The sequence below is a fragment of the Agromyces sp. NPDC058110 genome (genome assembly GCF_042884735.1).
In the GTDB taxonomy this organism is placed as follows: domain Bacteria; phylum Actinomycetota; class Actinomycetes; order Actinomycetales; family Microbacteriaceae; genus Agromyces.
Genome location: NZ_JBHVTI010000003.1, coordinates 338,181 through 363,498, shown reverse-complemented (window position 1 = coordinate 363,498; position 25,318 = coordinate 338,181). Strand labels below are relative to the sequence as shown.

The following is a 25,318-nucleotide window of genomic DNA, read 5'->3' as shown; positions in this document are numbered from 1 at the left end:
TTGTTGCTCCGCTTCCGGTTCGCGTGGTCGCGCACGATGCGCGTGGTTCGAGAAATGGGTGAGCGGATGCCGCGGCGCAGCGCCGAGACATCCGCTCGACGCGCTCAGTCCACCGGGACGAGCGTGTACTTCGTGTCGAGGTACTCGTGGATGCCCTCGAGCCCGCCTTCGCGGCCGATGCCCGACTGCTTCACGCCGCCGAACGGTGCGGCGGCGTTCGAGACGAGGCCGGTGTTGAGCCCCATCATGCCCGTGGCGAGGCGCTCGATCATGCGGTGGCCGCGCGCGAGGTCCTGCGTGAAGACGTACGAGATGAGGCCGTACTCGGTGTCGTTGGCGAGGCGCACGGCCTCGTCTTCGGTCGAGAAGGTGGTGATGCCGAGCACCGGCCCGAAGATCTCCTCCTTGAGCAGGCGCGCGTCGGCCGAGACGTCGCCGAGCACGGTCGGCGCGTAGAACGTGCCCGCGCCGTCGATGACGGTGCCGCCGGTGAGGATCGTCGCGCCCTTCGACACGGCGTCCTGCACGAGCTCGTCGGTCGAGACGACGGCCTTGTCGTCGATGAGGGGGCCGATGGTGACGCCCTCCTCGGTGCCGCGGCCGACCGAGAAGCCGGCGACGCGTGCGGCGACGCGCTTCGAGAACTCGGCGGCGACGGACTCGTGCACGATGAACCGGTTGGCGGCCGTGCAGGCCTGGCCGATGTTGCGGAACTTGGCGAGCATGGCGCCGTCGACGGCCTTGTCGAGGTCGGCGTCCTCGAAGATGACGAACGGCGCGTTGCCGCCGAGCTCCATGCTCGTGCGGAGGATGCCGGTGGCGGCCTGCTTCATGAGGGCGCGGCCGACGCCGGTCGAGCCGGTGAAGCTGAGCTTGCGCAGGCGCGGGTCCTCGATGATCGGGCCCGAGACGGCCGACGACGTGGACGTCGCGATGACGTTCACGACGCCCTTGGGCAGGCCGACCTCCTCGAGCAGCTGCACGAACGCGATGGTCGTGAGCGGCGTGAGTGCCGGGGGCTTGATGACGACCGTGCAGCCGGCGGCGAGCGCGGGCGCGATCTTGCGGGTCGCCATCGCGAGCGGGAAGTTCCACGGGGTGATGAAGAACGAGGGGCCGACGGGGCGCTGCGAGACGATCATGCGGCCGGTGCCCTCGGGGTTCAGCCCGTAGCGGCCGGAGATGCGCACGGCCTCCTCGCTGAACCAGCGCAGGAACTCGCCGCCGTAGACGACCTCGCCGCGGGCCTCGGCGAGCGGCTTGCCCATCTCGATGGTCATGAGGAGTGCGAACTCCTCCTTGCGCTCCTGCAGCAGGTCGAACGCCTTGCGCAGCAGCTCGCCGCGCACGCGGGGCGCGGTCGCCGCCCAGGCGTCCTGCGCGGCGACGGCGGCGTCGAGGGCGCGGATGCCGTCGGCGGGCGACGCGTCGGCGATCTCCTTGATCGTGTCGCCGGTCGCGGGGTCCTGCACCGCGAGCGTGCGGCCACCCTCGGCCTCGACCCACTCGCCGCCGATGAAGAGGCGGGTCTCGACGGCGTCGAGGACGGTCGTTTCGAGCGTTGCGTTCGTCATGTGTGACTTCCGTTCGATGGTTCGTGCGGTTCGGACTGGTGGTGCAGGAGTGGTGGTGCGGGCCCCGAGTCGCCCGGATGCGGTGCCATCCGGGCGACTCGGGGAGTCATCCGGACGGATCAGGGGTAGAGGCCCCGGAGGCGGTGCGCATCCGCCACGCGCTCGACGGCCAGCGCCGTCGCGGCGGTGCGAAGCGAGAGCCCCCTGGTCTCGGCGTACCCCAGCACGTGCTGCCACGCGTTGAGCATCCGCTCCTCCAGTCTGGACTCGACCTCGTCGGCGCGCCACCAGTAGGCCTGGTTCGCCTGCACCCATTCGAAGTACGACACGATCACGCCGCCGGCGTTCGCGAGGATGTCGGGAACGACGAGGATGCCGCGCTCGCGCAGGATCGCGTCGGCCGCGGGGGTCGTCGGGCCGTTGGCGCCCTCGACGATGACGCGGGCGCGCACGTCGCCGGCGTTGGACTCGTGGAGCACGCCCTCGACGGCGGCCGGCACGAGCAGGTCGACGTCGAGCTCGAGCAGGTCGGAGCCCTCGATGGGCTCGGAACCGGCGAAACCGACGACCGAGCCTCCGGCCCGCACGTGGTCGGAGAGCGCCTCGATGTCGAGGCCCGCCGCGTTGAACACGGCGCCGTACTGGTCGCTGACGCCGGTCACGCGCACGCCCGCCTCGGAGAGGAAGCGCGCCGCGTCGGCGCCCACCTTGCCGAAGCCCTGCACCGCCGCGGTCGCCCGGCCAGGCTCGATGCCGGCGTGGCGCAGCGCGGCGAGCGCGATGTGGGTCACGCCCCGGCTGGTCGCCGAGGCGCGACCCAGTGAACCGCCGAGCGCGATGGGCTTGCCGGTCACGATGCCGGGCACCGTGTAGCCGCTGGCGACGGAGTAGGTGTCCATCATCCAGGCCATGGTCTGCTCGTCGGTTCCGATGTCGGGCGCGGGGATGTCGCGCTCCGGGCCGATGATCGGCAGGATCTCGCTCGTGTAGCGACGGGTCACGCGCTCGAGCTCGGCCTTGGAGTGCTCGCGGGGGTCGATCGCGATGCCGCCCTTGGCGCCGCCGTACGGCACGTCGAGCAGGGCGCACTTCCAGGTCATCCACATGGCGAGCGCCCGCACCTCGTCGATGTTGACGTTCGGCGCGTAGCGCAGGCCGCCCTTGGCCGGGCCGCGCGAGAAGTTGTGCTGCACGCGGTGGCCCACGTACAGGCGGCTCTCGCCGGAGTCCATGCGCAGCGGCACGGCGACCGTGAGCTCACGACGCGGGGTGGCGAGCATGCGGTGCAGGCCGTCGGTGTACCCGAGCAGGGCGACGGCCTCGGCGAGCTGGGCGCGCGCGTCGGTCAGCGGGGTGGCGATGTGGTCGGCGACGGTCCCGGATGCGGGCGCGCCGGCGGATGCGGTCGACGTCGTCGTCGCCGCGAGCAGGTCGGTCATGCGTTCTTGAGCCCTTCTGCGACGACCTGCAGGCCCTCGATGAGGAGGTCGTCCGAGATGGTGAGCGGGGGGAGGAAGCGGATCACGTTGCCGTACGTTCCGCAGGTGAGCACGAGCACGCCCTGCGAGTGGGCGTACGCGTTGACCTTGCCGGTGAGCGCGGCGTCGGGCGCCCCGGTGGCGGGGTCGACGAGCTCGATGGCGACCATGGCGCCGCGTCCGCGGACGTCGCCGATGCGGGCGTCGGTGGTGCGCAGGGCGTTCAGGCGGCCGATGAGCACGGTGCCGATCTGCTTGGCGCGCTCGATGAGCCCGTCTTCCTCGTACGACTCGATCGAGGCGAGCGCGGCGGCGCAGGCCATCGGGTTGCCGGTGTAGGTGCCGCCGAGGCCGCCGGGGCCGGCTGCGTCCATGATCTCGGCGCGGCCGGTGACGGCGCTGAGCGGCAGGCCGCCCGCGATGCCCTTGGCCGTCGTGATGAGGTCGGGCACGATGCCCTCGTGGTCGCTGGCGAACCAGGCGCCGGTGCGGCCGAATCCGGTCTGCACCTCGTCGGCGATGAACACGACGTCGTTCGCGCGGCACCACTCGACGAGCGCCGGGAGGTAGCCGGCGGCGGGCACGATGAAGCCGCCCTCGCCCTGGATGGGCTCGATGATCATGGCGGCGAGGTTCTCGGCGCCGATCTGCTTCTCGATCTGCGAGATGGCCTTGGCCGCGGCATCCGCGCCCGAGAGCCCGCCGTCGCGGAAGGGGTAGCTGAGCGGCACGCGGTACACCTCGGGCGCGAACGGGCCGAAGCCGTTCTTGTAGGGGATGTTCTTCGCGGTGAGGCCCATGGTGAGGTTGGTGCGGCCGTGGTAGGCGTGGTCGAACGCGACGACGGCCTGCTTCTTCGTGTACGCGCGGGCGATCTTGACCGCGTTCTCGACGGCTTCGGCGCCGGAGTTGAAGAGGGCGGAGCGCTTGGCGTGGTCGCCGGGCGTGAGCTCGTTGAGCTTCTCGGCCACGTCGACGTAGGAGTCGTACGGCGCGACGGTGAAGCACGTGTGCGTGAAGGCGTTCAGCTGCGCGGTGACGGCCTCGACGACGCGCGGGTTGGCGTTGCCGACGCCCGTGACGGCGATGCCCGAGCCGAGGTCGATGATGGAGTTGCCGTCGGCGTCGACGAGCACTCCGCCGCCGCCGGCGACGACGGCGATCGGGATGGTGGTGCCGACGCCCGAGGCGACGGCCGCGGCCTTGCGGGCCATGAGCTCCTGCGAGCGCGGGCCCGGGATGGCGGTGACGAGGCGGCGCTCCTGCGGGAGCGTCGGTCCTCCGGTGACGGTGGCCGTGGTGTCGACGATGGTCATGACGGGCTCCTGTTCAGGTGACGACGGTGGCGGTGCGCCCAATGCTAGGTCGCGACATCCGGATGTCGCACCGCCCCGTCGTACACTCGGAGCCCGTTTTCTCGACGCCGCGTACAACACCGCCGAGCGGGGTTCACCGCTTCGCCAACGCCCTCCGGTCATCGAGCTCCTGCGCCGCGACCGCGCGCGTGTCGGGGGCGGCCTGGGCCTCCTGCAGCACGGCCGGCGGCGCCTCGGTGCCGGGGATGCGGGCCCGGCGCCTGGCGCGACCGATGGCGCGCAACGACACCGCCCACTGCAGGCCGTAGCCGATCGCGAAGACGAGCAGCGTGAAGATGAGCGCCATGGCCGCCCCCTGGTCGGGCGCGTAGAGCTGCGCCGACCGCGGGCTGATCATGGCGTACATGTACACCGACAGCGGGCGCGACTCGGGGGTGGCGAGGAACGCCGGAAGGGTGAACTCGTTCGTGCCGAGGATGAACATCTGGATCCACACGGCGAACACGGTCGGCATGAGCAGCGGCGCCACGATGCGCCGGAACCCCTCGAGCGGGCTCGCGCCGCTCACGAGCGCGGCCTCCTCGAGCTCCATGCGGATCTGCAGCGTCGCGCTGTAGCCCGAGCGGTAGGCGATCGAGACGCGGTAGGCGTAGGCGATGACGAGCGCGGCGATCGTGCCCGCGAGCGGGATCACCGGGTTGATGACCATGAACGTGAGGAACATCGCGAAGCCGGCGATGACCGCCGGGATGGCGACCGACGACGAGGCGAACAGGTCGACGGCCTTCGTGAAGCCCGAGCGCCTGGCCCGTGCGATGCCGTAGGCGAGCACGGTCGCCGCGACGCAGGCGATCGTCGCGCTGCCGCCCGCGATGAGCAGCGTGCGCCCGAGCGAGGCCCAGAACTCGGGGTCGGCGAGCACCGCCCCGAACGAGCCGAACTGCGTCTGCGTGGCGAGCGCGTCGAACGAGAACGCGATCGGGTAGGGCGTGATCGCCGACCAGAACAGGGCGAACAGCGGCAGGATCGCGGTGAGCAGCACGAACACGGCGATCGCGATCATGACCGGGATCTTCCACGCCCCGAGCTTCATGGTGGTCGGGCGGAAGCCCTTGCCCGAGATCGACGCCCGGCGCTCGGCGTTGCGCGTCGCCCGCAGGTAGACCACGAACGCGATTGTCGTGATCACGAGGAACACGCAGCCCCAGGCCGCCGCCAGGCCGTACTGCGGCAGCTCCCCGGCGCCCGCGCTGATCAGCGTCCAGAGCTTCAGGGCGAAGATCGACTTGCCCGACTCCTGGCCGAACAGCAGCGGCACCTCGAGGCTGCCGAGGCCGAGGATGAACGTCAGCACGGTGACCCCGAGCAAGCCCGGCCACAGCATCGGCAGGGTCACGCGACGAAGGGTCTGCGCCCACGAGGCGCCCGAGACGCGCGCGGACTCCTCGAGGGAGCCGTCCATGCTCGTGAGAATGGGCACGATCATGAGGTACGGGAAGGTCACGTTCGTGAGCGACTGGATGACGGTCATCGTCGCGAACGAGTACGGATCGATCACGAGGTCGCCCGGCAGCATCCGGAGCAGCTGGTTCAGCACGCCCGACTCGGGCGAGAGCATCAGCAGGTACGCCTGGGCCTTGACGATGGGCGGGATGATGAACGGCACCACGACGAGCACCGAGATCACCCGCCGGAACGGGGCGTCGGTGCGCACGGTCACCCACGCGAGCCCGAAGGCCATCGCGAGCGAGAGCACCGTCGATCCGCCGACGAACACCGCGGTCGATCCGAGCACCGCCCAGAAGTCGTCGCGCAGACTCCACAGCGTGACGAAGTTCTCGACCGACCACTTCGCGGTCGAGACGCCGAACGGCAGGAACGGACCACGGAAGGCCGTGATCACCTGTACGACCAGCGGGATCGCGAGGAGGAGGAAGATCACCGCTCCCGCGATGATCGTCGCGATCTTCATCGAGGTCGGCCGAGTGCGCTCGACCTTCGTGGTCCGTCCTGCCTGAGACACGTGCTATCCGTTCAGTGCCGCGTCGGCGGCGTTGATCATCGCGATCCAGTCATCGCGGGTGTCGACGGTCTCGGTGATCGCGCCGCCCTGCAGCCCCTCGAGGAGGGCGTCGGCGTTCGTCTCCATGAGGCCGGTGGCCGAGTCGAACAGCGAGGTCGGCAGGCCGGGGTAGGGCACCTGCGTCGTCGAGAACCGCTCGTCGGTCATGCGCAGCTCGAGCCAGTCGGGGTTGTAGGCGTTCCAGAGCGACCAGAGCATGCCGCCGGCCGGGTTCTTCGCGTCGACGTTGACGCCCGAGAACTGGGCGAACACGCCGGCGTCCTCATACGGCGAGACCGTCAGGCTCGGGTTCGGGTTGAAGAGCGTCTGGCCCAGCGCGATCGGCACGTCGCCGCTCGAGAGGGGCGAGTCCTGGTCTTCGAGCACCTGGAGGTTGCCCGACGACTTGAGGTCGCCGATGAGTCCGGCCATGGCGTCTTCGCCCTGGTCCATGCCGTACCCGGCGAAGACGTTGGCGTTGTAGCTCGCGACCGAGACCTTGCCCGCGTACTTCGGGTCGAGGAGGCCCTCGAGCGTCGTCGGCGCCTCGATCTTGTCGGTGTTGACCTGCATGAGCGAGCCGTTGACGCTGTCGGGCAGCATCTCGGGGGCGCCGATCGTGAAGAACTCCTCCGGCACGCCGAACTTCGTCCAGTCGACGTCGGCCCAGTAGCCCTCGTCGGTCATGGTCGCCGCCGAGACGAGCGAGCCCGAGATGACGTCGGTGTTGCGCGAGCCGGTCGCCTTGGCCGAGATGATGGCCGACGAGAGGTTGTACGTGAGGCCGCGCGTCTCGATCTTCAGGTCGGGGTAGACCGAGTTGAACTCGGCGATCACGTCGGGCGAGAGCTCGTACCAGTCCCAGATGACCACGCGGCCGCCGTCGGTCTGCTTCGCCGTCTCGTAGAGGGCGTCCATCTGCTCGGAGATAACCGGCCAGAAGTCGTCGTAGAAGTTCTCGCAGCGGGTGACCGCGCCGACCTCGACCGCGTCGCAGGCGGCGAGCTCGACCGGTGCGCCCGTGGGCTCGATGGCGCCTGAGGCGGCCGATCCCTCGGAGCTGCACGAGCTGAGCAGCAGCATGCCCGCGGCCGCGAGGGCCACCATTCCGATTCCGTTCCGTGCTGTGGGTGATTTCATGATCCGGGTTTCCTTTCTCGGTGGCGCTCTTGCTTGGGGTCGTGCCGGTGGTGCCGGGTGGTCGGTGTTGCGGGTGGTCGGTGGTTCAGGTGTTGCGGGTGTTGCGGTTGCAGTTGCAGTTGCAGTTGCGGAGTGCGGACGGTGTCGCGCCGGCGGGCTAGGCCGCGAGCACGCGGCAGGCGTGCGGGGCGAGCTCGACGAAGACGGTGCTGCCGTTCGCGGGCGAGTTCAGCGGGGCTCCGCGGGCGACGAGCGTGCCGACCACGGTCTCGCCGTGCAGCACCTCGACCTCGAACTCGACGATCTCGCCGAGGAACTCGACCCGCACGACCCGCGCCGGCAGCACGTTGGGCCGGTCGGGCGCGGTCTCGTGCCAGCGCACGCTCTCGGGGCGGAACGTCACCGTGACGTCGGCGCCCGTCGCGGTCTCGGCCGGGCACGGCGTGACCAGCCGGGCGCCGAGCGCCTCGACGACCGCGTCGCCGTCGGCGGTGCGGTCGCGCACGACCGCCGGGATCATGTTCACGCGTCCGACGAAGTCGGCGACGAACCGGTCGGCGGGCTTGAAGTAGAGGTCGCGCGGGGTGGCCTCCTGCACGATGCGGCCCTGGTTCATCACGGCGACGCGGTCCGACATCGACAGCGCCTCCGACTGGTCGTGCGTGACGTACAGGGCCGTGATGCCGAGGCGCTGCTGCAGCGAGCGCAGCTCGTTGCGCATGGTGTCGCGCAGCTTCGCGTCGAGGTTCGAGAGCGGCTCGTCGAGCAGCAGCAGGCGCGGCCGGTGGGCGAGCGCCCTGGCGAGCGCGAGCCGCTGCTGCTGCCCGCCCGAGAGCGCGGTCGCCGGCCGGTCGGCGTACCCGTCGAGCTGCACGAGCTCGAGCGCCTCCATGGCCCGCTGCCTCGCCTCCTTCTTGGGCAGCTTGCCCGCCGACACCTGGAGCGGGAACACCGCGTTGGCGAACACGGTCATGTGCGGCCAGATCGCGTAGTTCTGGAAGACCATGCCGACGTCGCGCTGGTCGGGCGGAACGTGCCGGCTCCCGGTCGAGAGCACCTGGCCGTCGAGCGAGATCTCGCCGCCGTTGCTGTTCTCGAGCCCGGCCACGCAGCGCAGGGTCGTGGTCTTGCCGCAGCCCGACGGACCGAGCAGCGAGGTGAACGTGCCGGGCTCGATGGTGAAGGTCACGCCCTTCACCACGGGCACCTCGGTGCCGTCGAGCTCGTAGTGCTTCTCGAGGCCGTCGACCACGAGGCGGCCTCCGCCGCGTGCTGAAGTCATGTCGGTGTCCAACTCTCTGTGACGGTTTCTGTATTCAGGATCCAGACGGTGGTTCCGGATGCCGGGGGCAGGCGCTCGGACGCTCATCAGGACTCGGCGGCCGAGGTCGACCGGGCACTCTCGGCCGGAGCACTCCCGGCCGGAGCACTCCCGGCCGGCGCACCCGCGGCAGGAGCACGTTCGGTCGAGACGCCCGGGGCACTCCCGGCCCGGGCGCCGTCGGCCGGCGCGCTCTCGCCCCACGCGACGGTGACCCTCGCCCTGGCGAAGCACGCGACGACGACCGCGCAGACCGAGAAGCCGACGACGGCGAGCCACAGCGACTGGCCCATGGCCGTCGAGAAGCCCTCGGCGAGGTCGACGGGCAGCGGCTCCCCCGTGCCGGGCGCGGCCGAACCCGCATCGGCGCCCGGCAGCTGCACCGCGAGCGTGAAGCTCATGAGCGCGGCGATCGCGGCCGAGCCGAGCACCGAGCCGACCTGCCTCGTCATCGTGTAGACGCCCGATCCGGCTCCGGCTCGCGCGGGCGGCAGGTTGCGGGTCGCGGTCGACGCGAGCGGCGCGAAGACGCCCGAGATGCCGAGCCCGAGCACCGCCGAGGGCAGCAGCAGCGCCCAGTACGCGACATCCGGATGCAGCAGCGCGGCGTAGCCGGCCAGCGCGACGGCCGACAGCGAGAGGCCGGCGAGCGCGACCCACTTCGCGTCGATGCGGTCGCTGAAGCGGCCGACGAGCGGCGAGAGCAGGCCGGACACGACCGCCATCGGCACGAACATGAGCGCCGCCTGGGTCGGGGTCAGCCCGCGCGCCACCTGGAAGTAGTACGCGAGCGGCAGCGGCATGGCCGTCATGGCGAGGCCCACGAGCGAGATCGCGACGTTCGACAGCGCGAAGTTGCGGTCGCGGAACAGTCCGAGCGGCAGCAGCGGCTCTGCGCGGTTGAAGGCCTGCCAGACGACGAATCCGGCGAGCACCACGAGCCCCGTGGCGATGAGGCCCCAGACCGTGATCGGGCCGACGATCGTGCCCCAGTCGTAGGTCTCGCCCTCCTGGATGCCGAACACGACGAGGAACATGCCGATCGCGCTCAGCACGACGCCGAGCCAGTCGAAGCGGTGCGCGTGCGTCTCGAGGTCGGGCACGAGCCGCCACGCCGCGACGAACGCGACGACGCCCACCGGCACGTTCACGAAGAACACCCACTGCCAGCCGAGGGAGTCCACGAGCACGCCGCCGAGGATCGGGCCGACGAGCGTCGCGACGCCCGCGACCGAGCCCCACAGGCCCATCGCCGCGCCGCGCTGGTTCGGCGGGAAGATGCGGGCGATCACGGCCATCGTCTGCGGCGTCATGAGCGCCGCGCCGACGCCCTGCACGGCTCGCGCCGCGATGAGCATCGTGATCTCCCCCGACAGCCCGCACCAGAGCGACGCGAGCGTGAACACCACGAGCCCCGCGAGGTAGACGCGCTTCGGTCCGAAGCGGTCGCCCAGGCGGCCCGTGATGAGCAGCGGCACGGCGTAGCCGAGCAGGTAGGCGCTCGTGACCCAGAACACCGAGGTGAGGTCGGTGTCGAGGTCGGCCATGATCGACGGGTTCGCGATCGACACGATGGTCGTGTCGACGAGGATCATGAAGAACCCGATGACGAGCGCCCAGAGGGCGGGCCAGGGCCTGCTGGTGCGGTTCACGGTCTGGTTCGCGGCGGGGTTCATGGGCGTCGGATGTCTCGTGGCCCGGTCAGCCCGCTGCGGGTGCCGCGGCATCCGGAGCACTTTCGCCGCCCGGGAGGCCGACGACGGGCTCGCCGAGCAGCGGGGTGGAGACCGCGTAGATGCCGTGGTTCGCGAACAGCCAGATGAGGTTGCGGTCCCACTCGACGAAGATGCCGTGCACCGGGGCGGCGAGGTCGTCGTCGTCCTTCAGGCCCATGGGCGGCACGAAGTACGCGCCCACCTGTGGGTTCTCGGGGTCGCGCACGTCGAAGATCTGCAGGCCCGCCGCGTAGAACGCATAGGGGATCACGCCGCCGTGCGGGGTTCCGGTGTTCGTGAAGTAGCCGGAGCGCTTCGGGCCGAACGAACCTCGGCGCTGGGCCCAGTCGGTGAACTTCGCCTCTGCGGGCGGCACCGGGCGGGGCAGCGTGCGCACGAGCTTCGGCTGCGTCGGGTCGCTCACGTCGATCTGGTAGATCTCCTTGGCGGGCTCGTAGCAGTCGGTGTTCATCGGGTAACCCGACACGTAGACGTAGCCGGTCTCCTCGACCTGCGTCGTGTCGACGTTGTCGCCCTCGGTGCCGGCGACGCTCGACGGCAGCTCGCACCATCCGACGTGGTGGATGTTCGACGGGTCGGAGACATCCAGCACGAAGAATCCCTGGCCGCCCTGCGCCGCATACGCGTAACGGGAGCCGGACTCGACCGAGCGGGGCATGAACACGCCCATGCGCGAGCCGAACCACGAGGTGTTGTTGTTCCACCGGTCGTTGTTCGCGAGGTACTCCGAGTCGGCCTCCTCACCGGCGCGCGAGCCTGGGACCCACCAGGTCGAGAGCAGCTCGGGCCTGGTCGGGTCGGAGACGTCGTAGGCGGCGTGGCCGGCGGTCCAGAGGGTGGTCTTGTAGGGCTGGTTGGTGAATGTGTTGTCGGGCGCGGTCGCGACGAAGAGGTACTTGTCGCCGTAATAGACGGGCAGGTCGAGCACGCCGTTGCCCTCCTGGATCTCGTCGGGCCCGTGGTTCGGGTCGGTCGAGGTCTCGTTGATCAGGGTCCAGTCGCGCGGGCTCGGCCCGTTCATCTCGAACGTGCGGAAGCCGCGCAGGCCCTCCCACTCCTTGAGCTGGCCCTCGACGGTGTCATCGATCCATTTGTTGGCCACGCGGCCCTTCAGGAAGTAGCGCGGCGTCTCGCTCGCCTGGATGGCGAGGTGCTTGCCGAGCTTCTCGTTGAACTGCACCGTGGTGGCGCCGAACTGGGGGCGCGGGTCGCCCCAGCCCCACTGCTCCTCGTCGACGATCTTCAGGTCGCGGGGGTCGGTGATGTCGTAGAGCTTCCAGTGGTTGCCGCCGCCGTAGTGCAGCATGTAGCGAGTGCCGTCCCAGTCGTAGATGCACTGCCACGAGTGGCTCGTGTTCACGACGATCGGGTAGAACGCCTCGGCCTTCGCGTTCAGGGCGTAGGTCTCGGGGTCGCGGTAGTCGAGCTGGCCGGGCCAATCGACGAACACGTCGCGCGGCACCGACGGGGTGTGCGCCGGCGGCAGGAAGCTGCCGTCGGGCTGCATGCCCCAGCTCGCGGGATCGGGGTCGGCCGGCTCGCCGGCCACGCGCACGAAGTCCTCGGGGCGGTACTTCTTCGCGTCGGGTACGTACGGAGAACCGGCCATGTCGCCTCCAGGTCAGGCAGTGGATGTCTCGACGCAGGGGGCGTCGTTCACCCCAGCGTCAGCGAGGCCGATGCATGCTGTCCAATGACTTTCCGGGTCCGAGCTATGACCGTTCGGGCATACCTTCGGAGGCGGCGCCCAGACTGGCGCGGCGCGGGCGGCCGCGCCCGCTCACCCGAGCGGGCGCGGCTCGGAGTGCGCGTAGTCGCGTTCGAGCGCCGCCAGCAGCGCGCCCTCCTCGCGCAGGTGGCCGAGGAGGGCGGCCGCGGCCGCGGAGGGTGCGCGGTCCTTCAGCTTCGTGACGCCGACCGCCCGCCGCACCGAGCTGAGCGGGGTCGGCAGGATGCGGAGCTCGCGGTCGTCGACCGCGATGAACATCGGCAGGGCCGCGATGACGTCGGTCGAGACGAGGAGGTTGCGCAGGGTCAGCATCGACGTGCACTCGACGCGGTCGGCCGGCAGCGGCAGGCCCTCGTGGAAGAACACCGCCTCGAGCTCGTCGCGGAGCGCCGTCTGGGCGACCGGGAAGATCCAAGGGTACGCGATGAGGTCGGCGAGCGACGTGCCGTGCCCGTCGTGCACTGGATGGCCCTCGCGTGCGACGAGCCGGATGGGCTCCAGGTGCAGGCGCTCCTGCTCGAGGCGCACGGGCACCGCGGGCGAGAGCCGGCCGACGGTGAAGTCGAGGTCGCCCGCGAGCAGCAGCTGCTGGAGCATGTCGGGAGTGCCCTCGCGCACGACCACCGTGAGCCGCGGGAACTCGGCCTTGAGGCCGGCGATCGCCCGCGGCAGCAGCAGGTTCGAGCCGGCGAGGTGCGTGCCGACCGTGACCGTGCCGAGCCGGCCGGTCTGCAGCAGCCTGACCTCCTCGCCCGCGGTGCGGAGCTCGGCGAGCACCGACCTGGCGCGCTCGATGAAGGGCCGGCCGTACGGCGTCGGCACGACGCCGCGCGGCAGTCGTTCGAAGAGCGGCACGCCCAGGATGTCCTCGACCTCCCGGAGTCCGCGGGTGACGACGGGCTGCGTGATGTGCAGCGACTCGGCGGCGCGGACGAGCGTGCCCTCGTCGGCGATCGCCGTGATGAGCACGAGATGACGGATCTTCAGTCGTCCGTCGAGGAGTCGATCGGTGGCCATGGCTCGGAACTATAGCCGTACGGGCATGGCAGCGCGACAAGAGAGTATTTGTCGGCATCGCCACCGCTTCCTAGCCTGATCGCATGACCACCCGGACGACGTCGTTGCCTGACACGGCTCCCTCCCCCGCTCCGATGCGGCACGTGCGCAACGTCATCGACGGCGAACCCGTCGACGGCGTGCGCACGTTCGCCAAGCACTCCCCCATCGACGGCGCCCTCCTCGCCGACGTGCACGAGGCGGGTCGGCACGAGGTCGACCGGGCGGTCGCCTCGGCCCGCGCAGCCCTCGAGGGCCCGTGGGGCCGCATGCCCGTCGGCGAGCGAGCGACCGTGCTCCGCCGTGTCGCCGACGCGATCGAGCGGCGGTTCGACGACCTCGTCGCCGCCGAGGTCGCCGACACCGGCAAGCCCGAGGCACTCGCACGCGACCTCGACGTCGCCCGTGCCGCGGCGAACTTCCGGTCGGCGGCCGACATCATCTCGACCGCGGCGCTCGACTCCTACCTCACCGAACTGCCCGACGGACGCCGCGCGCTGAACTACGCCGTGCGCAAGCCGCTCGGCGTGGTGGCCGTGATCGTGCCGTGGAACCTCCCGCTGCTGCTGCTCACCTGGAAGCTCGCCCCCGCGCTCGCCTCGGGCAACACCGTCGTCGTGAAGCCGTCGGAGGAGACGCCGTCGTCGGCGACCCTGCTCGCCGAGATCCTGCTCGAGGCCGGCGTTCCCGCCGGCGTGATGAACGTCGTGCACGGCTTCGGCGCCGGCTCGGCGGGCGAGTTCCTCACGACGCACCCCGGCGTCGACGGCGTGACCTTCACGGGCGAGTCCTCGACCGGCTCCGCGATCATGCGCGCGGTCGCCCCGCGCGTGCGCCCGGTGTCGTTCGAGCTCGGCGGCAAGAACGCCGCCGTCGTGTTCGCCGACGCCGACCTCGACGCCGCGATCGCGGGGCTCGCGCGCTCGACCTACCTCAACACGGGGCAGGTGTGCCTCTGCACCGAGCGCATCTACGTCGAGCGGCCGGTCTTCGACGACGTCGCCGCCGGCCTCGCCGAGCAGGCCGCGCGCCTGCGCCTCGGGCGCCCCGAGAACCCCGCCACGACGACCGGGCCGCTCATCTCGCAGCAGCACCGGCAGAAGGTGCTCTCCTACTTCGACCTCGCCAGGCAGGAGGGCGCGAACGTGCTCATCGGCGGCGGCATCCCGACCATGGGCGATGGGCTCGACGGCGGCTCGTGGATCGAGCCGACGCTGCTGACCGGGCTCGACAACACGCATCGCACCATGCGCGAGGAGATCTTCGGCCCGGTGGCCGCGCTCATCGCGTTCGACACCGAGGCCGAGGCGATCGCGCTCGCGAACGACACCGACTACGGCCTCGCCGCGGTGACCTGGACTCGCGACCTCTCGCGAGGCCACCGCGTCGCCCAGAGGATGCGCGTCGGCATGTCGTGGGTGAACACCTGGTACCTGCGCGACCTGCGCAGCCCGTTCGGCGGCATGGGCCTGTCGGGCATCGGCCGCGAGGGCGGCCACCACTCCCTCGAGTTCTACAGCGAGCCGACGAACGTGTGCGTGGCGCTGTGAGTGGCCGCGCCACGCCGCCCTGGCCCGGCGACCGCCCCGACGAGCGCTTCGAGGCGGATGCCGCGCACGCCGCATCCGCGACGGCCGCGACGCCCGCCGTGCGCGCCGCCGACGAGCGTCTCCGGCTGGCCGCGGCATCCGGAACCCCCTGCGCTCCGGTGCGCGACCTCATCGGCGACGCCGACCAGGACGCCGCCTACGCCGTGCAGACGCTCGGCATCGAGCGTCGCATCGCCGAGGGACGCCGCGTGATCGGCCGCAAGATCGGCCTGACCTCGACGGCGGTGCAGGCCCAGTTCGGCGTCTTCGCCCCCGACTACGGCGTGCTGCTCGACGACATGGTCGCGGCCGACCGCGAGCCGATCGCGCTCGACCGGTTCCTGCAGCCGCGAGTCGAGGCCGAGATCGCATTCGTGCTCGGCCGCGACCTCGACTCCCCCACGACGCACGTCGCCGACGTCATCCGGGCCACGGATTTCGTGCTGCCCGCCATCGAGGTCGTCGACTCGCGCATCGCGGGGTGGGACATCACGATCGCCGACACCGTCGCCGACAACGCCTCGAGCGGGGCCGTCGTGCTCGGCACGACGCCGCGCTCGCTCGACGGTCTCGACCTCACCGAGGTGGGCATGAGCCTCGAACGCGACGGCGACCCGGTCTCGACCGGCTCGGGCGTCGCGTGCATCGGCAGCCCCGTCATCGCGGTGGCCTGGCTCGCACGCGCGGTGGCCCGCCACGGCCGTCCGCTGCGAGCGGGCGAGGTCATCCTCTCCGGTGCGCTCGGCCCCATGGTCGCCGCGACCGCCGGGGTCTTCCGGGCGCGCCTCGACGGCCTCGGCGAGGTGCGCGCTGACTTCGCCGCCGCCCCCACGGGCGCCCGCACGGAAGGAGCCGCCGCATGAGCGCCGGCGTCGCCATCATCGGCTCGGGCAACATCGGCACCGACCTGCTGATCAAGGTCAAGCGCCTCTCGAGCACCCTCCGCGTCGTCGCGGTCGCGGGCATCGACGAGCACTCCGACGGGCTCGCCCGCGCGCGCCGCCTGGGCGTCGCCACCACGCACGAGGGCGTCGACGGGCTCATCCGCATGCCGGAGTTCGCCGATGTCGAGCTCGTCTTCGACGCGACCTCGGCGGGCGCGCACGCCCGCAACGACGCGCTCGTGCGCGACGCGGGCCGCATCATGGTGGACCTCACGCCCGCGGCGATCGGCCCCTACGTCGTGCCCGTCGTGAACCTCGAAGCGCACCTCGACGCCACGAACGTGAACATGGTCACCTGCGGGGGCCAGGCCACCGTGCCGATGGTCGCGGCCGTCTCGCGCGTCGCGCCGGTCGCCTACGCCGAGATCGTGGCCTCGATCGCCTCGAAGTCGGCCGGGCCGGGCACACGGGCGAACATCGACGAGTTCACCGAGACGACCTCACGGGCGATCGAGGCCATCGGCGGCGCCGAACGGGGCAAGGCGATCATCGTGCTGAACCCGGCCGATCCGCCGCTCATCATGCGCGACACGGTCTTCTGCCTCGTCGAGGGCGAGCCGGAGACGCTCGACCAGGACGCCGTGCGCGCCTCGATCGAGGCGATGCTCGCCGACGTGCAGGGCTACGTCGGCGGCTACCGCCTGAAGCAGCAGGTGCAGTTCGAGGCCGTCGACGAGCCCTACGTGCCCGCCCTCGACCGCGCGTTCCACGGCACGAAGGTGACCGTCCTCCTCGAGGTGGCCGGCGCCGGCCACTACCTGCCCGAGTACGCGGGCAACCTCGACATCATGACCAGCGCCGCGCTCCGCACGGCCGAACGGCTCGTCGAGGCGAAGACTACCGCCTCGGCCGTCGGCTCGGGCCCCGGCACGGGCTCCGACGGCGTGCAGGCGGCGACGACCGCGACAGGAGCGAGCGCATGACCCCGCAGCCGACGACGGGCGTCGCGCCCGCGGCATCCGCCCCCCGCGTCTACGTGCAGGACGTCACGCTGCGCGACGGCATGCACGCGGTCGCGCACCGCTACTCGGTCGACGAGGTGCGGGCCGTCGCCGCCGCCCTCGAAGCCGCGGGCGTCGACGCGATCGAGGTCGCGCACGGCGACGGGCTCGGCGGTTCGAGCGTCGCCTACGGGCACGGCGCGCACACCGACTGGCAGTGGATCGAGGCCGCCGCCTCGGTGCTCGAGCGCGCGAAGCTCACGACGCTGATCCTCCCCGGCATCGGCACGCTCGACGACCTCGAGCGCGCCCGCGACCTCGGCGTGACGAGCGTGCGCGTCGCGACGCACTGCACCGAGGCCGACGTCGCCGCCCAGCACATCGGCTGGGCCCGCGAGCACGGCATGGATGTCTCGGGGTTCCTCATGATGAGCCACCTGAACGATCCGCGCGGGCTCGCCGAGCAGGCGAGGCTCATGGAGTCGTACGGCGCGCACTGCGTCTACGTCACCGACTCGGGCGGGCGCCTGACCATGCGCGACGTCGCCGAACGCATCGACGCCTACCGCGACGTGCTCGACCCCGCGACCCAGATCGGCATCCACGCGCACGAGAACCTCTCGCTCAGCGTCGCGAACTCCATCACCGCGGTCGAGCACGGCGCGTTCCGCGTCGACGCCTCGCTCGCGGGCCAGGGCGCGGGTGCGGGCAACTGTCCGATCGAGGCATTCGTCGCGGTGGCGGACCTGCAGGGCTGGCAGCACGGCTGCGACCTCTTCGCGCTCCAGGATGCCGCGGAGGAGCTCATCCGCCCGCTGCAGCGCCGCCCGGTGCGCGTCGACCGCGAGACCCTCACGCTCGGCTACGCGGGCGTCTATTCGAGCTTCCTGCTGCACGCGGAGCGCGCGGCGGATCGCCACGGGCTCGACGCCCGCGCCATCCTCATCGAGCTCGGCCGACGCCGCATGGTCGGCGGCCAGGAGGACATGATCGTCGATGTCGCGCTCGACCTGGTCGCCGAGCGCGACGCCGAGCGCGCCGCGATCGCCGACAGTGCCGCGCACGCCGCCTCAGACGGGGACACGGCCGTGGACGGGGACGCCGCCGTGAACGGGGACGCCGCATGACCGCCGCAGCCGCGTTCGCCGCCGCGCTCGACCGCGCCCAGCGCACGGCGACGCCGATCACGAATCTGGCACCCGACGCCGCCATCGGCCTCGGCACCGCCTACGCGGCGCAGCACGCGCTCATCGCCCGCCGGGTCGCCCGCGGCGAGCGCATCACGGGCGTCAAGCTCGGGTTCACGAGCCGCGCGAAGGCCGCGCAGATGGGCGTCGACGACGTCATCATCGGCACGCTCACCGACGCGATGCGCGTCGCCGACGGCGGGGCGTTCGACGCGGCCTCGGCGATCCACCCGCGGGTCGAGCCCGAGATCGCGATCCTCCTGGGCGTCGACCTCGGCGTCGGCCTCGGGGGCGACGACGCCGGCGACGCGGTCGATGCCGATCCGCTCGTCGCGATCGCGGCCGTCGCACCGGCACTCGAGGTGATCGACTCCCGCTACCGCGACTTCCGGTTCAGCCTCGACGACGTCGTCGCCGACAACGCCTCGGCCGCGGCCTACGCGATCGGCCCGTGGCGCAGCCCGGCCGAGGTCGGGCCGCTCGCCAACCGCGCCGTGCGCATCGAGCTCGACGGGCGCCTCGCGCAGACCGGCTCGACCGCGGCGATCCTCGGCGACCCGCTCCGGGCCGTCGAGGCCGCCCACCGCCTCGGCCGCGCGCACGGCTTCGCGCTGCCCGCCGGCAGCGTGCTGCTCGCCGGCGCGGCGACGGCGGCCGTGCCGCTCGGCGGCCACGGCCTCGCCGAGGCGACGGTGGCCGGCCTCGGACGCGTGTCCCTGCGCGTCACGGGCGCCGGGGCGCCGGCCGGCCACGACCGAACGGCGGCCAGGCCATGACCGGCGCACGCGGCATCCTCGCCACCGGCAAGGCCACGCCCCGCGGACGGTTCCCGCACGCGCGCGTCTCGGGCGACCTCGTGTTCGTCTCCGGCACCTCGAGCCGGCGCCCCGACAACACCATCGAGGGCGCCGAGGTCGACGGGTTCGGCACCACGCGCCTCGACATCGAGGTGCAGACCCGCGCCGTGCTCGCGAACATCGCCGACGTGCTCGCCGAATGCGGCTGCACGCTCGACGACGTCGTGCAGGCCACGACCTTCCTCGTCGACATGAACGACTTCGGCCGCTACAACGCCGTCTGGGCCGAGACCTTCGACGAGACCGGCCCGGCCCGCACGACCGTCGCCGTGCACCAGCTGCCGCACCCGCACCTGCGCATCGAGATCCAGGCGATCGCGCGCATCCCGAACCACCCCAACACCACCGCAACGCCCGAGGAGGAGCAATGACCGCCATCCCACCCGTGATCGATTTCCCGAAGTGGATCGAGGAGCACGAGCACCTGCTGAAGCCGCCGGTGAACAACAAGGCCGCGTGGACGCCCATGGGCGACTTCATCGTGCAGGTCGTCGGCGGCCCCAACCAGCGCACCGACTTCCACTTCGACCCCTACGAGGAGTGGTTCTACCAGTACCGCGGCAACATGCACGTGAACATCCAGACCGAGGAGGGCCTGCAGCGCATCGACATCCGCGAGGGCGAGATGTGGCTGCTGCCCGGCAACGTCTTCCACTCCCCGCAGCGTCCAGAGGCCGGATCGATCGGCATCGTGATCGAGCGCATCCGCGAGGAGGGAACGCTCGAGAAGTTCGCGTGGTTCTGCCCGAACTGCAACACCAAGGTGCACGAGGTCGAGCTGCAGGTGCGCGACATCGTCGAGGACCTGCCCCCCGTGTTCCGCGAGTTCTACGAGAGCGAGTCGGGCCGCACCTGCCCCGAGTGCGGCACCGTGCATCCCGGCAAGGGCTGACCCGGGTGGGCACGATCGACATCCACACGCACTACGTGCCGAGCGCCTGGCCCGACCTGCAGACGCAGGTCGGGCCCGGCGTCTGGCCGTCGCTGCGGGTCGACTCCGAGCGCGAGGCGATGATCATGCTCGGCGAGACCGAGTTCCGTCGCGTCGGGGTCGACTGCTGGGATGCCGAGTCACGACTGGCCGACATGGATGCCGACGGCGTCGACCTGCAGGTCGTCTCGCCCACCCCGGTGTTCTTCTCGTACGACAAGGCCGGCGACGAGGCCGTGAAGGTCGCCCGCATCTTCAACGACCTCGCGCTCGAGATCTGCGAACCCGGACAGGGCCGCCTCCTGCCGTTCGCCCAGGTGCCGCTGCAGAACACGGATGCCGCGTGCGCGGAGCTCGATCGCGCGATCGCGTCGGGCCATCTCGGCGTCGAGATCGGCAACCACGTCGGCGACGACGACCTCGACTCCGAGGGCATCGTCACCTTCCTGCAGCACTGCGCCGATCGCGGGGTGCCCGTGCTCGTGCACCCGTGGGACATGCCGAACTCGCCGCGCCTGGACCGCTGGATGGCGCGGTGGCTCACCGGCATGCCCGCCGAGACGCACCTGTCGATCATCGCGATGATCCTCGGCGGCGTCTTCGACCGGGTGCCGTCGTCGCTCCGCATCGCGTTCGCGCACGGCGGCGGCTCGTTCGCGTTCTGGCTCGGCCGGTTCGAGAACGCGTGGCACCGCCGACGCGACCTGGTGGGCGTGAGCGAGCAGCCGCCGTCGGCCTATCTCGACCGCTTCGGCGTCGATTCGGTGGTCTTCGATCCGGCTGCGCTGCGCCTGCTCGTCGAGACGCTCGGCGCCGAGCAGGTGATGCTCGGCAGCGACTACCCGTATCCGCTCGGCGAGCGCCCCGTGGGCGCCGTGATCGACCGGGCCGACTTCCTGACCGAGGCGCAGCGCGAAGCCATCCGCCACGGCAACGCCCGCCGCTTCCTGGCGCTCTGACCCCCGCCCGACCTCGAGACGCGAAGGACCCCCTGCCATGAGCATCGCCACCTCCATCCCCCACGTGATCGACCGCGCGACGTGCACGGCGCTCGACGCCGCCGACCCGCTCGCCGGCCACCGCGACCTGTTCGACCTGCCGGAGGGCGTGGTCTACCTCGACGGCAACTCGCTGGGCGCCCTGCCGAAGGCGACGGCCGCGCACGTGCAGCGCGTGATCGCCGACGAGTGGGGCACGGGCCTCATCCGCAGCTGGAACGACGCCGGATGGTTCGACAAGCCGCGCGTGCTCGGCGACCGCATCGCCCCGCTCATCGGCGCCGCGGCCGGCGAGGTGGTGCTGGGCGACTCGACGTCGGCGAGCCTGTTCCAGGTGGCCGTCGCTGCGGCGAGGCTCCGCCAGGGACGCAACGTGGTCGTCTCGGAGCGCGGCAACTTCCCGACCGACCTCTACGTGCTCGAGTCGGTGCAGGAGCTGCTCGGCGACACGGGCCGGCCGTTCGAGCGGCGCCTGATCGCCGACGACGGCCCCTCCCTCGACGACGTGCTCGGCGACGACGTGGCCGTCGTCGTGCTCACGCACGTGAACTACCGCACCGGGCGCATGTACGACATGGACGCGGTGACGCGGCGGGTGCACGAGGCCGGCGCGATCATGGTGTGGGATCTCTGCCACAGCGTCGGCGCGGTGCCGGTCGACCTGAACGGCGCGGGCGCCGACTTCGCGATCGGCTGCACCTACAAGTACCTGAACGGCGGGCCGGGCTCGCCCTCGTTCATCTGGGTGGCCGGGCGGCACCAGTCCGCCGCGCGGCCCGGGGTCACGGCCTGGCACGGGCACGCGAAGCCGTTCGACTTCGATGTCGCGTACGCGCCGGCCGACGGGGTCACGCGGTTCCGCGTCGGCACGCCGCAGCTCCTGTCGGTGGCCGCCCTCGAGGCGAGCCTCGACATCTGGAGCGGCGTCGACCTCGAGCAGCTCCGCGAGAAGAGCCTCCGGCTGACCGAGCTCTTCATCTCGCTCGTCGACTCGCGCCTGGCCCGGTGGGGCATCGAGGTCGTCACGCCGCGCCAGTCGGCCGCCCGGGGCAGCCAGGTGTCGCTGCGGGCCGGCGAGGCCGACGGGTACGCGGTCGTGCAGGCGCTCATCGAACGCGGGGTCATCGGCGACTTCCGAGCGCCCGACCTGATGCGCTTCGGCTTCACGCCGCTGTACGTCTCGCACGCCGACGTGTGGGACGCGGTCGACGTGCTCGCCGACATCCTCGAGACCGAGGTCTGGCGCGAGCCGCGGTTCGCCCGTCGCGGCGCCGTGACCTGAGAAGCCCCGGTGGGTCGACCGGCGCATCGGTCGGCCCGCCGGTCGAGCGTCCGCCGGCCCGGCCGGGGCCCGCGCAGGGGATGCCGCAGCGCCCGCCTGTACACTCGTGGCTGCATGTTCGACACCGCGTACATGCCTGAGCGGAGGGTGGCGACATGCAGCCGACGGTGCAGACCCTGCTCGATCGCCCGGAGCTCGCCCTCGGCCTGCTGACACCGGCCGACTCGCTGCCCGACGGGGCGCTCGCCGTCCCCGTCGTCTGGGCGCACAGCTCCGACCTCGCCGACCCGGCCCCGTTCCTCGACGAGGGCCAGGTGCTGCTCACGACGGGCACGCAGTTCGAGCACGACGACGAGGCGACGGCGGATGCCGCGGGCCACGCGCGCGCGTACGTGCAGCGCCTGCGCGATCGCGGCGTCGCCGCCCTCGGGTTCGGCACCGAGGTGATCCGCGCCGGCACCCCGGCGGCCCTCGTCGACGCCTGCACCGAGCTCGGACTCCCGCTCTTCGAGGTGCCCTACCGGGTGCCGTTCATCGCGATCGCCAAGCTCGTCGCCGACCTGCTCGCCGAAGACGCCTACGCGCGTCAGGCGTGGGCCCTCTCGGCGCAGCGGGCGATCTCGCGCGCCGCCCTGCGCCCCGACGGCCTCACCGCGACGCTCGCCGAGCTCTCGCAACGCCTCGGCACCTGGGTCGGGCTCGTCGACGCGACGGGTGCGCTCGACCGCGAGGCGCCGGAGGGGGCGCTCGGCCAGCCGTCGCTCGGCGAGGTCGTCGGCGAGGCCCGCTCGATGCTGCGCCGCGGCCAGCGGGCGAGCCGCACGGTGCTCGTCGGCGAGTCGACCGGGCAGCCCCAGCACGTCACGATGCAGACGCTCGGGTCGGGCGGCGCGCTCCGCGGCGTGCTGGCGGTCGGAGACTCCGCCGAGCTCGACCAGGCCGGGCGCGAGGTCGTGACCGCGGTGATCGCCCTCGCCGGGCTCTCGCTCGAGCAGAACCGCGACCTCGACCGCGCGCGCGGCCACCTGCGCACTGGCCTGCTGCGCAGCCTGCTCGCGGGCGACACCTCGCTCGCCGAGCGGGTCGCCTCCGAGATGTGGGGTCCGCTGCCCGAAGGCCCGGTCCGCGTCGCGGTGACGGATGCCGCGGCCCACGCCCTCGACCGCATGACCGAGCTGCTCGAGCTCCGGGTCGACGAGCGCGGCGGGCGCCTGTTCTTCGCGCGCGACGGCGAGCTCATCGTGCTCGTGCTCGAGGCCGCCGACACGGCGATCGCCGACGAGCTCTGCACCGAGTTCGAACTGCCGGTCGGGGTGTCCGACGCCGTGCCGATCGACGCCCTCTCCGCCGCCCACGAGCAGGCGCTGCGGGCGCTCGAACGCGCCCGCGAGTCCGGGTCGGGCGCCAGGGTGGTCGCGTTCGACGAGATCAGCCGGCAGGGCGTGCTCGCGTTCCTCGCCCGCACCGACGCCAGGGCGGTCGCCGTCGCGACGCTCGCCCCCCTCGTCGAGCACGACGCGGCATCCGGCACCTCGCTCGTGGAGACCGTGCGCACGTGGCTCGAGCACGGCGGGCAGTTCGACGCGACCGCGCAGCAGCTCGGCGTGCACCGCCACACGGTGCGCAGCCGCATCGCCCTCGCCGAGCGCCTGCTCGAGCGCGACCTCTCCGGGTTCCACGCGCGCGCCGACCTCTGGGCGGCCCTGCTCGCCGTGCAGTAGCGGGCCGGCTTCGACTGCAGCGCCGACGAGGGTGACGGATGCCGCGGACGGCCGCCCGCGGCATCCGCGCGCGCGAATCAGCCCCGCTGCTCGGCGATGACCCGCCGGTACCAGTCGAACGAGTCCTTGCGGGTGCGCTCGCCGGTCTCGAAGTCGACGTGCACGAGTCCGAAGCGCTGCGTGTACCCCTGCGCCCACTCGAAGTTGTCGACGAGCGACCAGACGAAGTACCCGCGCACGTCGACGCCGCGTCCGATCGCGTCGGCGACCGCCCTCACGTGCCCGTCGAGGTAGGCGATGCGCTCGTGGTCGTGCACCGAGCGCCCGCCGTTCCCACCCGGCACGACCTCGTCGGCATACGAGGCGCCGTTCTCGGTGATGACGATCGGCGGCAGGGCGTCGCCGTAGTCGCGGCGGAGGCCCACCAGCAGCTCGGCGAACGCCTCGGGCACGACCGGCCAGTCGAAGCCCGTCACGGGGGTGCCCGCCGGCGGGGCCGCCGGCTCGAACGGCAGTCCGGCGAGCGCGAACTCCGAGCCCTCGGCCGGCGCGGCGACGTAGGTGGGGTTGTACGAGTTGACGCCGTAGAAGTCGAGCGGCGCCGCGATCACTCCGAGGTCGCCGGACTCGAGGCCGGGGAACGACTCGAGGCCGAACGCCGACAGGTCGGGGTAGGCGCCCGTGAGCAGCGGATCGACGAAGATGCGGTTGTAGACCACGTCGAACGCGCCCGCGGCGACGAGGTCGCCCGGGTCGTCGGATGCGGGCACGACGAGCGTGTGGTTGTTCGTGATGCCGACCTCGGCCGTGCCCGAGGCGGCGCGGATCGCCGCGACCGCGAGCCCGTGCCCCAGCAGCTGGTGGTGCACGGTCGGCAGGGCGCCGAGCATGAGCGTGCGGCCGGGGGCCTGCGTGCCGAGCGCATAGCCCTCGAGCGTGGTCATCGCCGGCTCGTTGAGGGTGATCCAGCGACCGACGCGGTCGCCGAGGCGGTCGAGCACGAGGCCGACGTACTCGGCGTAGCGCTCGGCGGTGTCGCGGACGAGCCATCCGCCGGCGTCTTCGAGCGGCTGCGGGAGGTCCCAGTGGTAGAGGGTCGCGAGCGGGGCGATGCCAGCCTCGGCGAGCGCGTCGACGACCCGCTCGTAGTGGTCGAGGCCTGCGACGTTCGCGGGCCCCGAGCCCCCGGGCTGCACGCGCGGCCACGAGATCGAGAAGCGGTAGTCGGTGGCGCCGAGTTCGGCGAGCAGGTCGACGTCGTCGTGGTGGCGACGGTAGCTGTCGGCGGCGACCAGCGCGTTCGATCCGTCGATCACCCGCCCCGGCTCGGCGGTGAAGGTGTCCCAGATGCTCGGCCCTCGTCCGTCGGCCGTGGTCGCGCCCTCGATCTGGAATGCGGCGGTGGCCGCACCCCATCGGAAGCCGCGGGGGAACTCGGGCATGCGTGCGTCGACCA

Annotated in this window: 20 protein-coding genes; 10 read left to right on the top strand and 10 right to left on the bottom strand. The window is 71.9% G+C overall.

All coding sequences use genetic code 11. The annotated features are described in order from the left end of the window. Positions 1-104: 104 nt before the first annotated feature. The 9 genes from ACFVS8_RS09215 to ACFVS8_RS09175 form a co-directional block, all read right to left on the bottom strand. Positions 105-1,574 (bottom strand): NAD-dependent succinate-semialdehyde dehydrogenase, encoded by a 1,470-nt coding sequence (locus ACFVS8_RS09215; RefSeq protein WP_387060610.1) that lies wholly within the window; start codon positions 1,572-1,574, stop codon positions 105-107. A gap of 119 nt (positions 1,575-1,693) precedes the next feature. After that, positions 1,694-3,013 carry a Glu/Leu/Phe/Val dehydrogenase gene (locus ACFVS8_RS09210; RefSeq protein WP_387060607.1) on the bottom strand — a complete coding sequence of 440 codons (1,320 nt, stop codon included), beginning with the start codon at positions 3,011-3,013 and terminating at the stop codon, positions 1,694-1,696. Continuing rightward, positions 3,010-4,368 carry a 4-aminobutyrate--2-oxoglutarate transaminase gene (gene gabT / locus ACFVS8_RS09205; protein WP_387060604.1) on the bottom strand — a complete coding sequence of 453 codons (1,359 nt, stop codon included), beginning with the start codon at positions 4,366-4,368 and terminating at the stop codon, positions 3,010-3,012. The genes ACFVS8_RS09210 and gabT overlap by 4 nt, the downstream gene beginning before the upstream one ends. Before the next feature lie 133 nt (positions 4,369-4,501). After that, positions 4,502-6,391 carry an ABC transporter permease gene (locus ACFVS8_RS09200; RefSeq protein ID WP_387060601.1) on the bottom strand — a complete coding sequence of 630 codons (1,890 nt, stop codon included), beginning with the start codon at positions 6,389-6,391 and terminating at the stop codon, positions 4,502-4,504. A gap of 3 nt (positions 6,392-6,394) precedes the next feature. Further along, positions 6,395-7,537 (bottom strand): hypothetical protein, encoded by a 1,143-nt coding sequence (locus tag ACFVS8_RS09195; RefSeq protein ID WP_387060598.1) that lies wholly within the window; start codon positions 7,535-7,537, stop codon positions 6,395-6,397. A gap of 190 nt (positions 7,538-7,727) precedes the next feature. After that, complete coding sequence (locus ACFVS8_RS09190; protein WP_387060595.1) at positions 7,728-8,852, bottom strand: ABC transporter ATP-binding protein; 1,125 nt, start codon at positions 8,850-8,852, stop codon at positions 7,728-7,730. 86 nt (positions 8,853-8,938) lie between these two features. Beyond that, positions 8,939-10,567 (bottom strand): DHA2 family efflux MFS transporter permease subunit, encoded by a 1,629-nt coding sequence (locus tag ACFVS8_RS09185; protein WP_387060592.1) that lies wholly within the window; start codon positions 10,565-10,567, stop codon positions 8,939-8,941. A gap of 25 nt (positions 10,568-10,592) precedes the next feature. After that, a complete protein-coding gene (locus ACFVS8_RS09180) occupies positions 10,593-12,236 on the bottom strand; it encodes an LVIVD repeat-containing protein (RefSeq protein WP_387060589.1) in 1,644 nt (547 codons plus the stop codon). 171 nt (positions 12,237-12,407) lie between these two features. Next, positions 12,408-13,373 carry a LysR substrate-binding domain-containing protein gene (locus tag ACFVS8_RS09175; protein WP_387060582.1) on the bottom strand — a complete coding sequence of 322 codons (966 nt, stop codon included), beginning with the start codon at positions 13,371-13,373 and terminating at the stop codon, positions 12,408-12,410. A gap of 83 nt (positions 13,374-13,456) precedes the next feature. Here ACFVS8_RS09175 and ACFVS8_RS09170 point away from each other — a divergent pair, with 83 nt between their 5' ends. The 10 genes from ACFVS8_RS09170 (at position 13,457) to ACFVS8_RS09125 (ending at position 23,862) form a co-directional block, all read left to right on the top strand. Continuing rightward, positions 13,457-14,962, top strand: a complete 1,506-nt coding sequence (locus ACFVS8_RS09170) for a 2-hydroxymuconic semialdehyde dehydrogenase (protein WP_387060579.1) — start codon at positions 13,457-13,459, stop codon at positions 14,960-14,962. Further along, positions 14,959-15,864: a 2-keto-4-pentenoate hydratase gene (locus ACFVS8_RS09165; protein ID WP_387060577.1), complete on the top strand. Its 906-nt coding sequence runs from the start codon at positions 14,959-14,961 to the stop codon at positions 15,862-15,864. Before ACFVS8_RS09170 ends, ACFVS8_RS09165 begins: the two co-directional genes overlap by 4 nt. Then, positions 15,861-16,868 (top strand): acetaldehyde dehydrogenase (acetylating), encoded by a 1,008-nt coding sequence (locus tag ACFVS8_RS09160; RefSeq protein WP_387060574.1) that lies wholly within the window; start codon positions 15,861-15,863, stop codon positions 16,866-16,868. The genes ACFVS8_RS09165 and ACFVS8_RS09160 overlap by 4 nt, the downstream gene beginning before the upstream one ends. Then, entirely contained in the window at positions 16,865-18,013 is a 1,149-nt protein-coding gene (gene dmpG, locus ACFVS8_RS09155; RefSeq protein ID WP_387060571.1) for a 4-hydroxy-2-oxovalerate aldolase, read from the top strand. Before ACFVS8_RS09160 ends, dmpG begins: the two co-directional genes overlap by 4 nt. After that, entirely contained in the window at positions 18,010-18,849 is an 840-nt protein-coding gene (locus ACFVS8_RS09150; protein ID WP_387060568.1) for a 2-keto-4-pentenoate hydratase, read from the top strand. The genes dmpG and ACFVS8_RS09150 overlap by 4 nt, the downstream gene beginning before the upstream one ends. Then, on the top strand, positions 18,846-19,301 hold the full coding sequence (locus ACFVS8_RS09145; RefSeq protein WP_387060565.1) for a RidA family protein: 456 nt from the start codon (positions 18,846-18,848) through the stop codon (positions 19,299-19,301). Before ACFVS8_RS09150 ends, ACFVS8_RS09145 begins: the two co-directional genes overlap by 4 nt. Beyond that, complete coding sequence (locus tag ACFVS8_RS09140) at positions 19,298-19,822, top strand: 3-hydroxyanthranilate 3,4-dioxygenase (RefSeq protein WP_387060563.1); 525 nt, start codon at positions 19,298-19,300, stop codon at positions 19,820-19,822. The genes ACFVS8_RS09145 and ACFVS8_RS09140 overlap by 4 nt, the downstream gene beginning before the upstream one ends. A gap of 5 nt (positions 19,823-19,827) precedes the next feature. Then, positions 19,828-20,820 (top strand): amidohydrolase family protein, encoded by a 993-nt coding sequence (locus ACFVS8_RS09135; protein WP_387060560.1) that lies wholly within the window; start codon positions 19,828-19,830, stop codon positions 20,818-20,820. A gap of 37 nt (positions 20,821-20,857) precedes the next feature. Continuing rightward, positions 20,858-22,141 carry a kynureninase gene (gene kynU, locus ACFVS8_RS09130; protein ID WP_387060558.1) on the top strand — a complete coding sequence of 428 codons (1,284 nt, stop codon included), beginning with the start codon at positions 20,858-20,860 and terminating at the stop codon, positions 22,139-22,141. A gap of 155 nt (positions 22,142-22,296) precedes the next feature. Next, the gene (locus tag ACFVS8_RS09125) at positions 22,297-23,862 is read left to right on the top strand and encodes a PucR family transcriptional regulator (RefSeq protein WP_387060555.1); all 1,566 of its coding nucleotides are present in this window, start codon (positions 22,297-22,299) and stop codon (positions 23,860-23,862) included. Between the two features lie 77 nt (positions 23,863-23,939). Here ACFVS8_RS09125 and ACFVS8_RS09120 read toward each other — a convergent pair whose 3' ends face one another. Further along, complete coding sequence (locus ACFVS8_RS09120) at positions 23,940-25,304, bottom strand: GH1 family beta-glucosidase (protein ID WP_387060552.1); 1,365 nt, start codon at positions 25,302-25,304, stop codon at positions 23,940-23,942. Positions 25,305-25,318 lie beyond the last annotated feature (14 nt).

Bases quoted from the DNA above. Each gene is read 5' to 3' on its own strand.
- kynU (WP_387060558.1), top strand. From the start codon at position 20,858: ATGAGCATCGCCACCTCCATCCCCCACGTGATCGACCGCGCGACGTGC.
- ACFVS8_RS09140 (WP_387060563.1), top strand. From the start codon at position 19,298: ATGACCGCCATCCCACCCGTGATCGATTTCCCGAAGTGGATCGAGGAG.
- dmpG (WP_387060571.1), top strand. From the start codon at position 16,865: ATGACCCCGCAGCCGACGACGGGCGTCGCGCCCGCGGCATCCGCCCCC.
- gabT (WP_387060604.1), bottom strand. From the start codon at position 4,368: ATGACCATCGTCGACACCACGGCCACCGTCACCGGAGGACCGACGCTC.
- ACFVS8_RS09180 (WP_387060589.1), bottom strand. From the start codon at position 12,236: ATGGCCGGTTCTCCGTACGTACCCGACGCGAAGAAGTACCGCCCCGAG.
- ACFVS8_RS09170 (WP_387060579.1), top strand. From the start codon at position 13,457: ATGACCACCCGGACGACGTCGTTGCCTGACACGGCTCCCTCCCCCGCT.
- ACFVS8_RS09175 (WP_387060582.1), bottom strand. From the start codon at position 13,373: ATGGCCACCGATCGACTCCTCGACGGACGACTGAAGATCCGTCATCTC.
- ACFVS8_RS09150 (WP_387060568.1), top strand. From the start codon at position 18,010: ATGACCGCCGCAGCCGCGTTCGCCGCCGCGCTCGACCGCGCCCAGCGC.
- ACFVS8_RS09125 (WP_387060555.1), top strand. From the start codon at position 22,297: ATGCAGCCGACGGTGCAGACCCTGCTCGATCGCCCGGAGCTCGCCCTC.
- ACFVS8_RS09145 (WP_387060565.1), top strand. From the start codon at position 18,846: ATGACCGGCGCACGCGGCATCCTCGCCACCGGCAAGGCCACGCCCCGC.
- ACFVS8_RS09185 (WP_387060592.1), bottom strand. From the start codon at position 10,567: ATGAACCCCGCCGCGAACCAGACCGTGAACCGCACCAGCAGGCCCTGG.
- ACFVS8_RS09210 (WP_387060607.1), bottom strand. From the start codon at position 3,013: ATGACCGACCTGCTCGCGGCGACGACGACGTCGACCGCATCCGCCGGC.
- ACFVS8_RS09190 (WP_387060595.1), bottom strand. From the start codon at position 8,852: ATGACTTCAGCACGCGGCGGAGGCCGCCTCGTGGTCGACGGCCTCGAG.
- ACFVS8_RS09195 (WP_387060598.1), bottom strand. From the start codon at position 7,537: ATGGTGGCCCTCGCGGCCGCGGGCATGCTGCTGCTCAGCTCGTGCAGC.
- ACFVS8_RS09215 (WP_387060610.1), bottom strand. From the start codon at position 1,574: ATGACGAACGCAACGCTCGAAACGACCGTCCTCGACGCCGTCGAGACC.
- ACFVS8_RS09120 (WP_387060552.1), bottom strand. From the start codon at position 25,304: ATGCCCGAGTTCCCCCGCGGCTTCCGATGGGGTGCGGCCACCGCCGCA.
- ACFVS8_RS09160 (WP_387060574.1), top strand. From the start codon at position 15,861: ATGAGCGCCGGCGTCGCCATCATCGGCTCGGGCAACATCGGCACCGAC.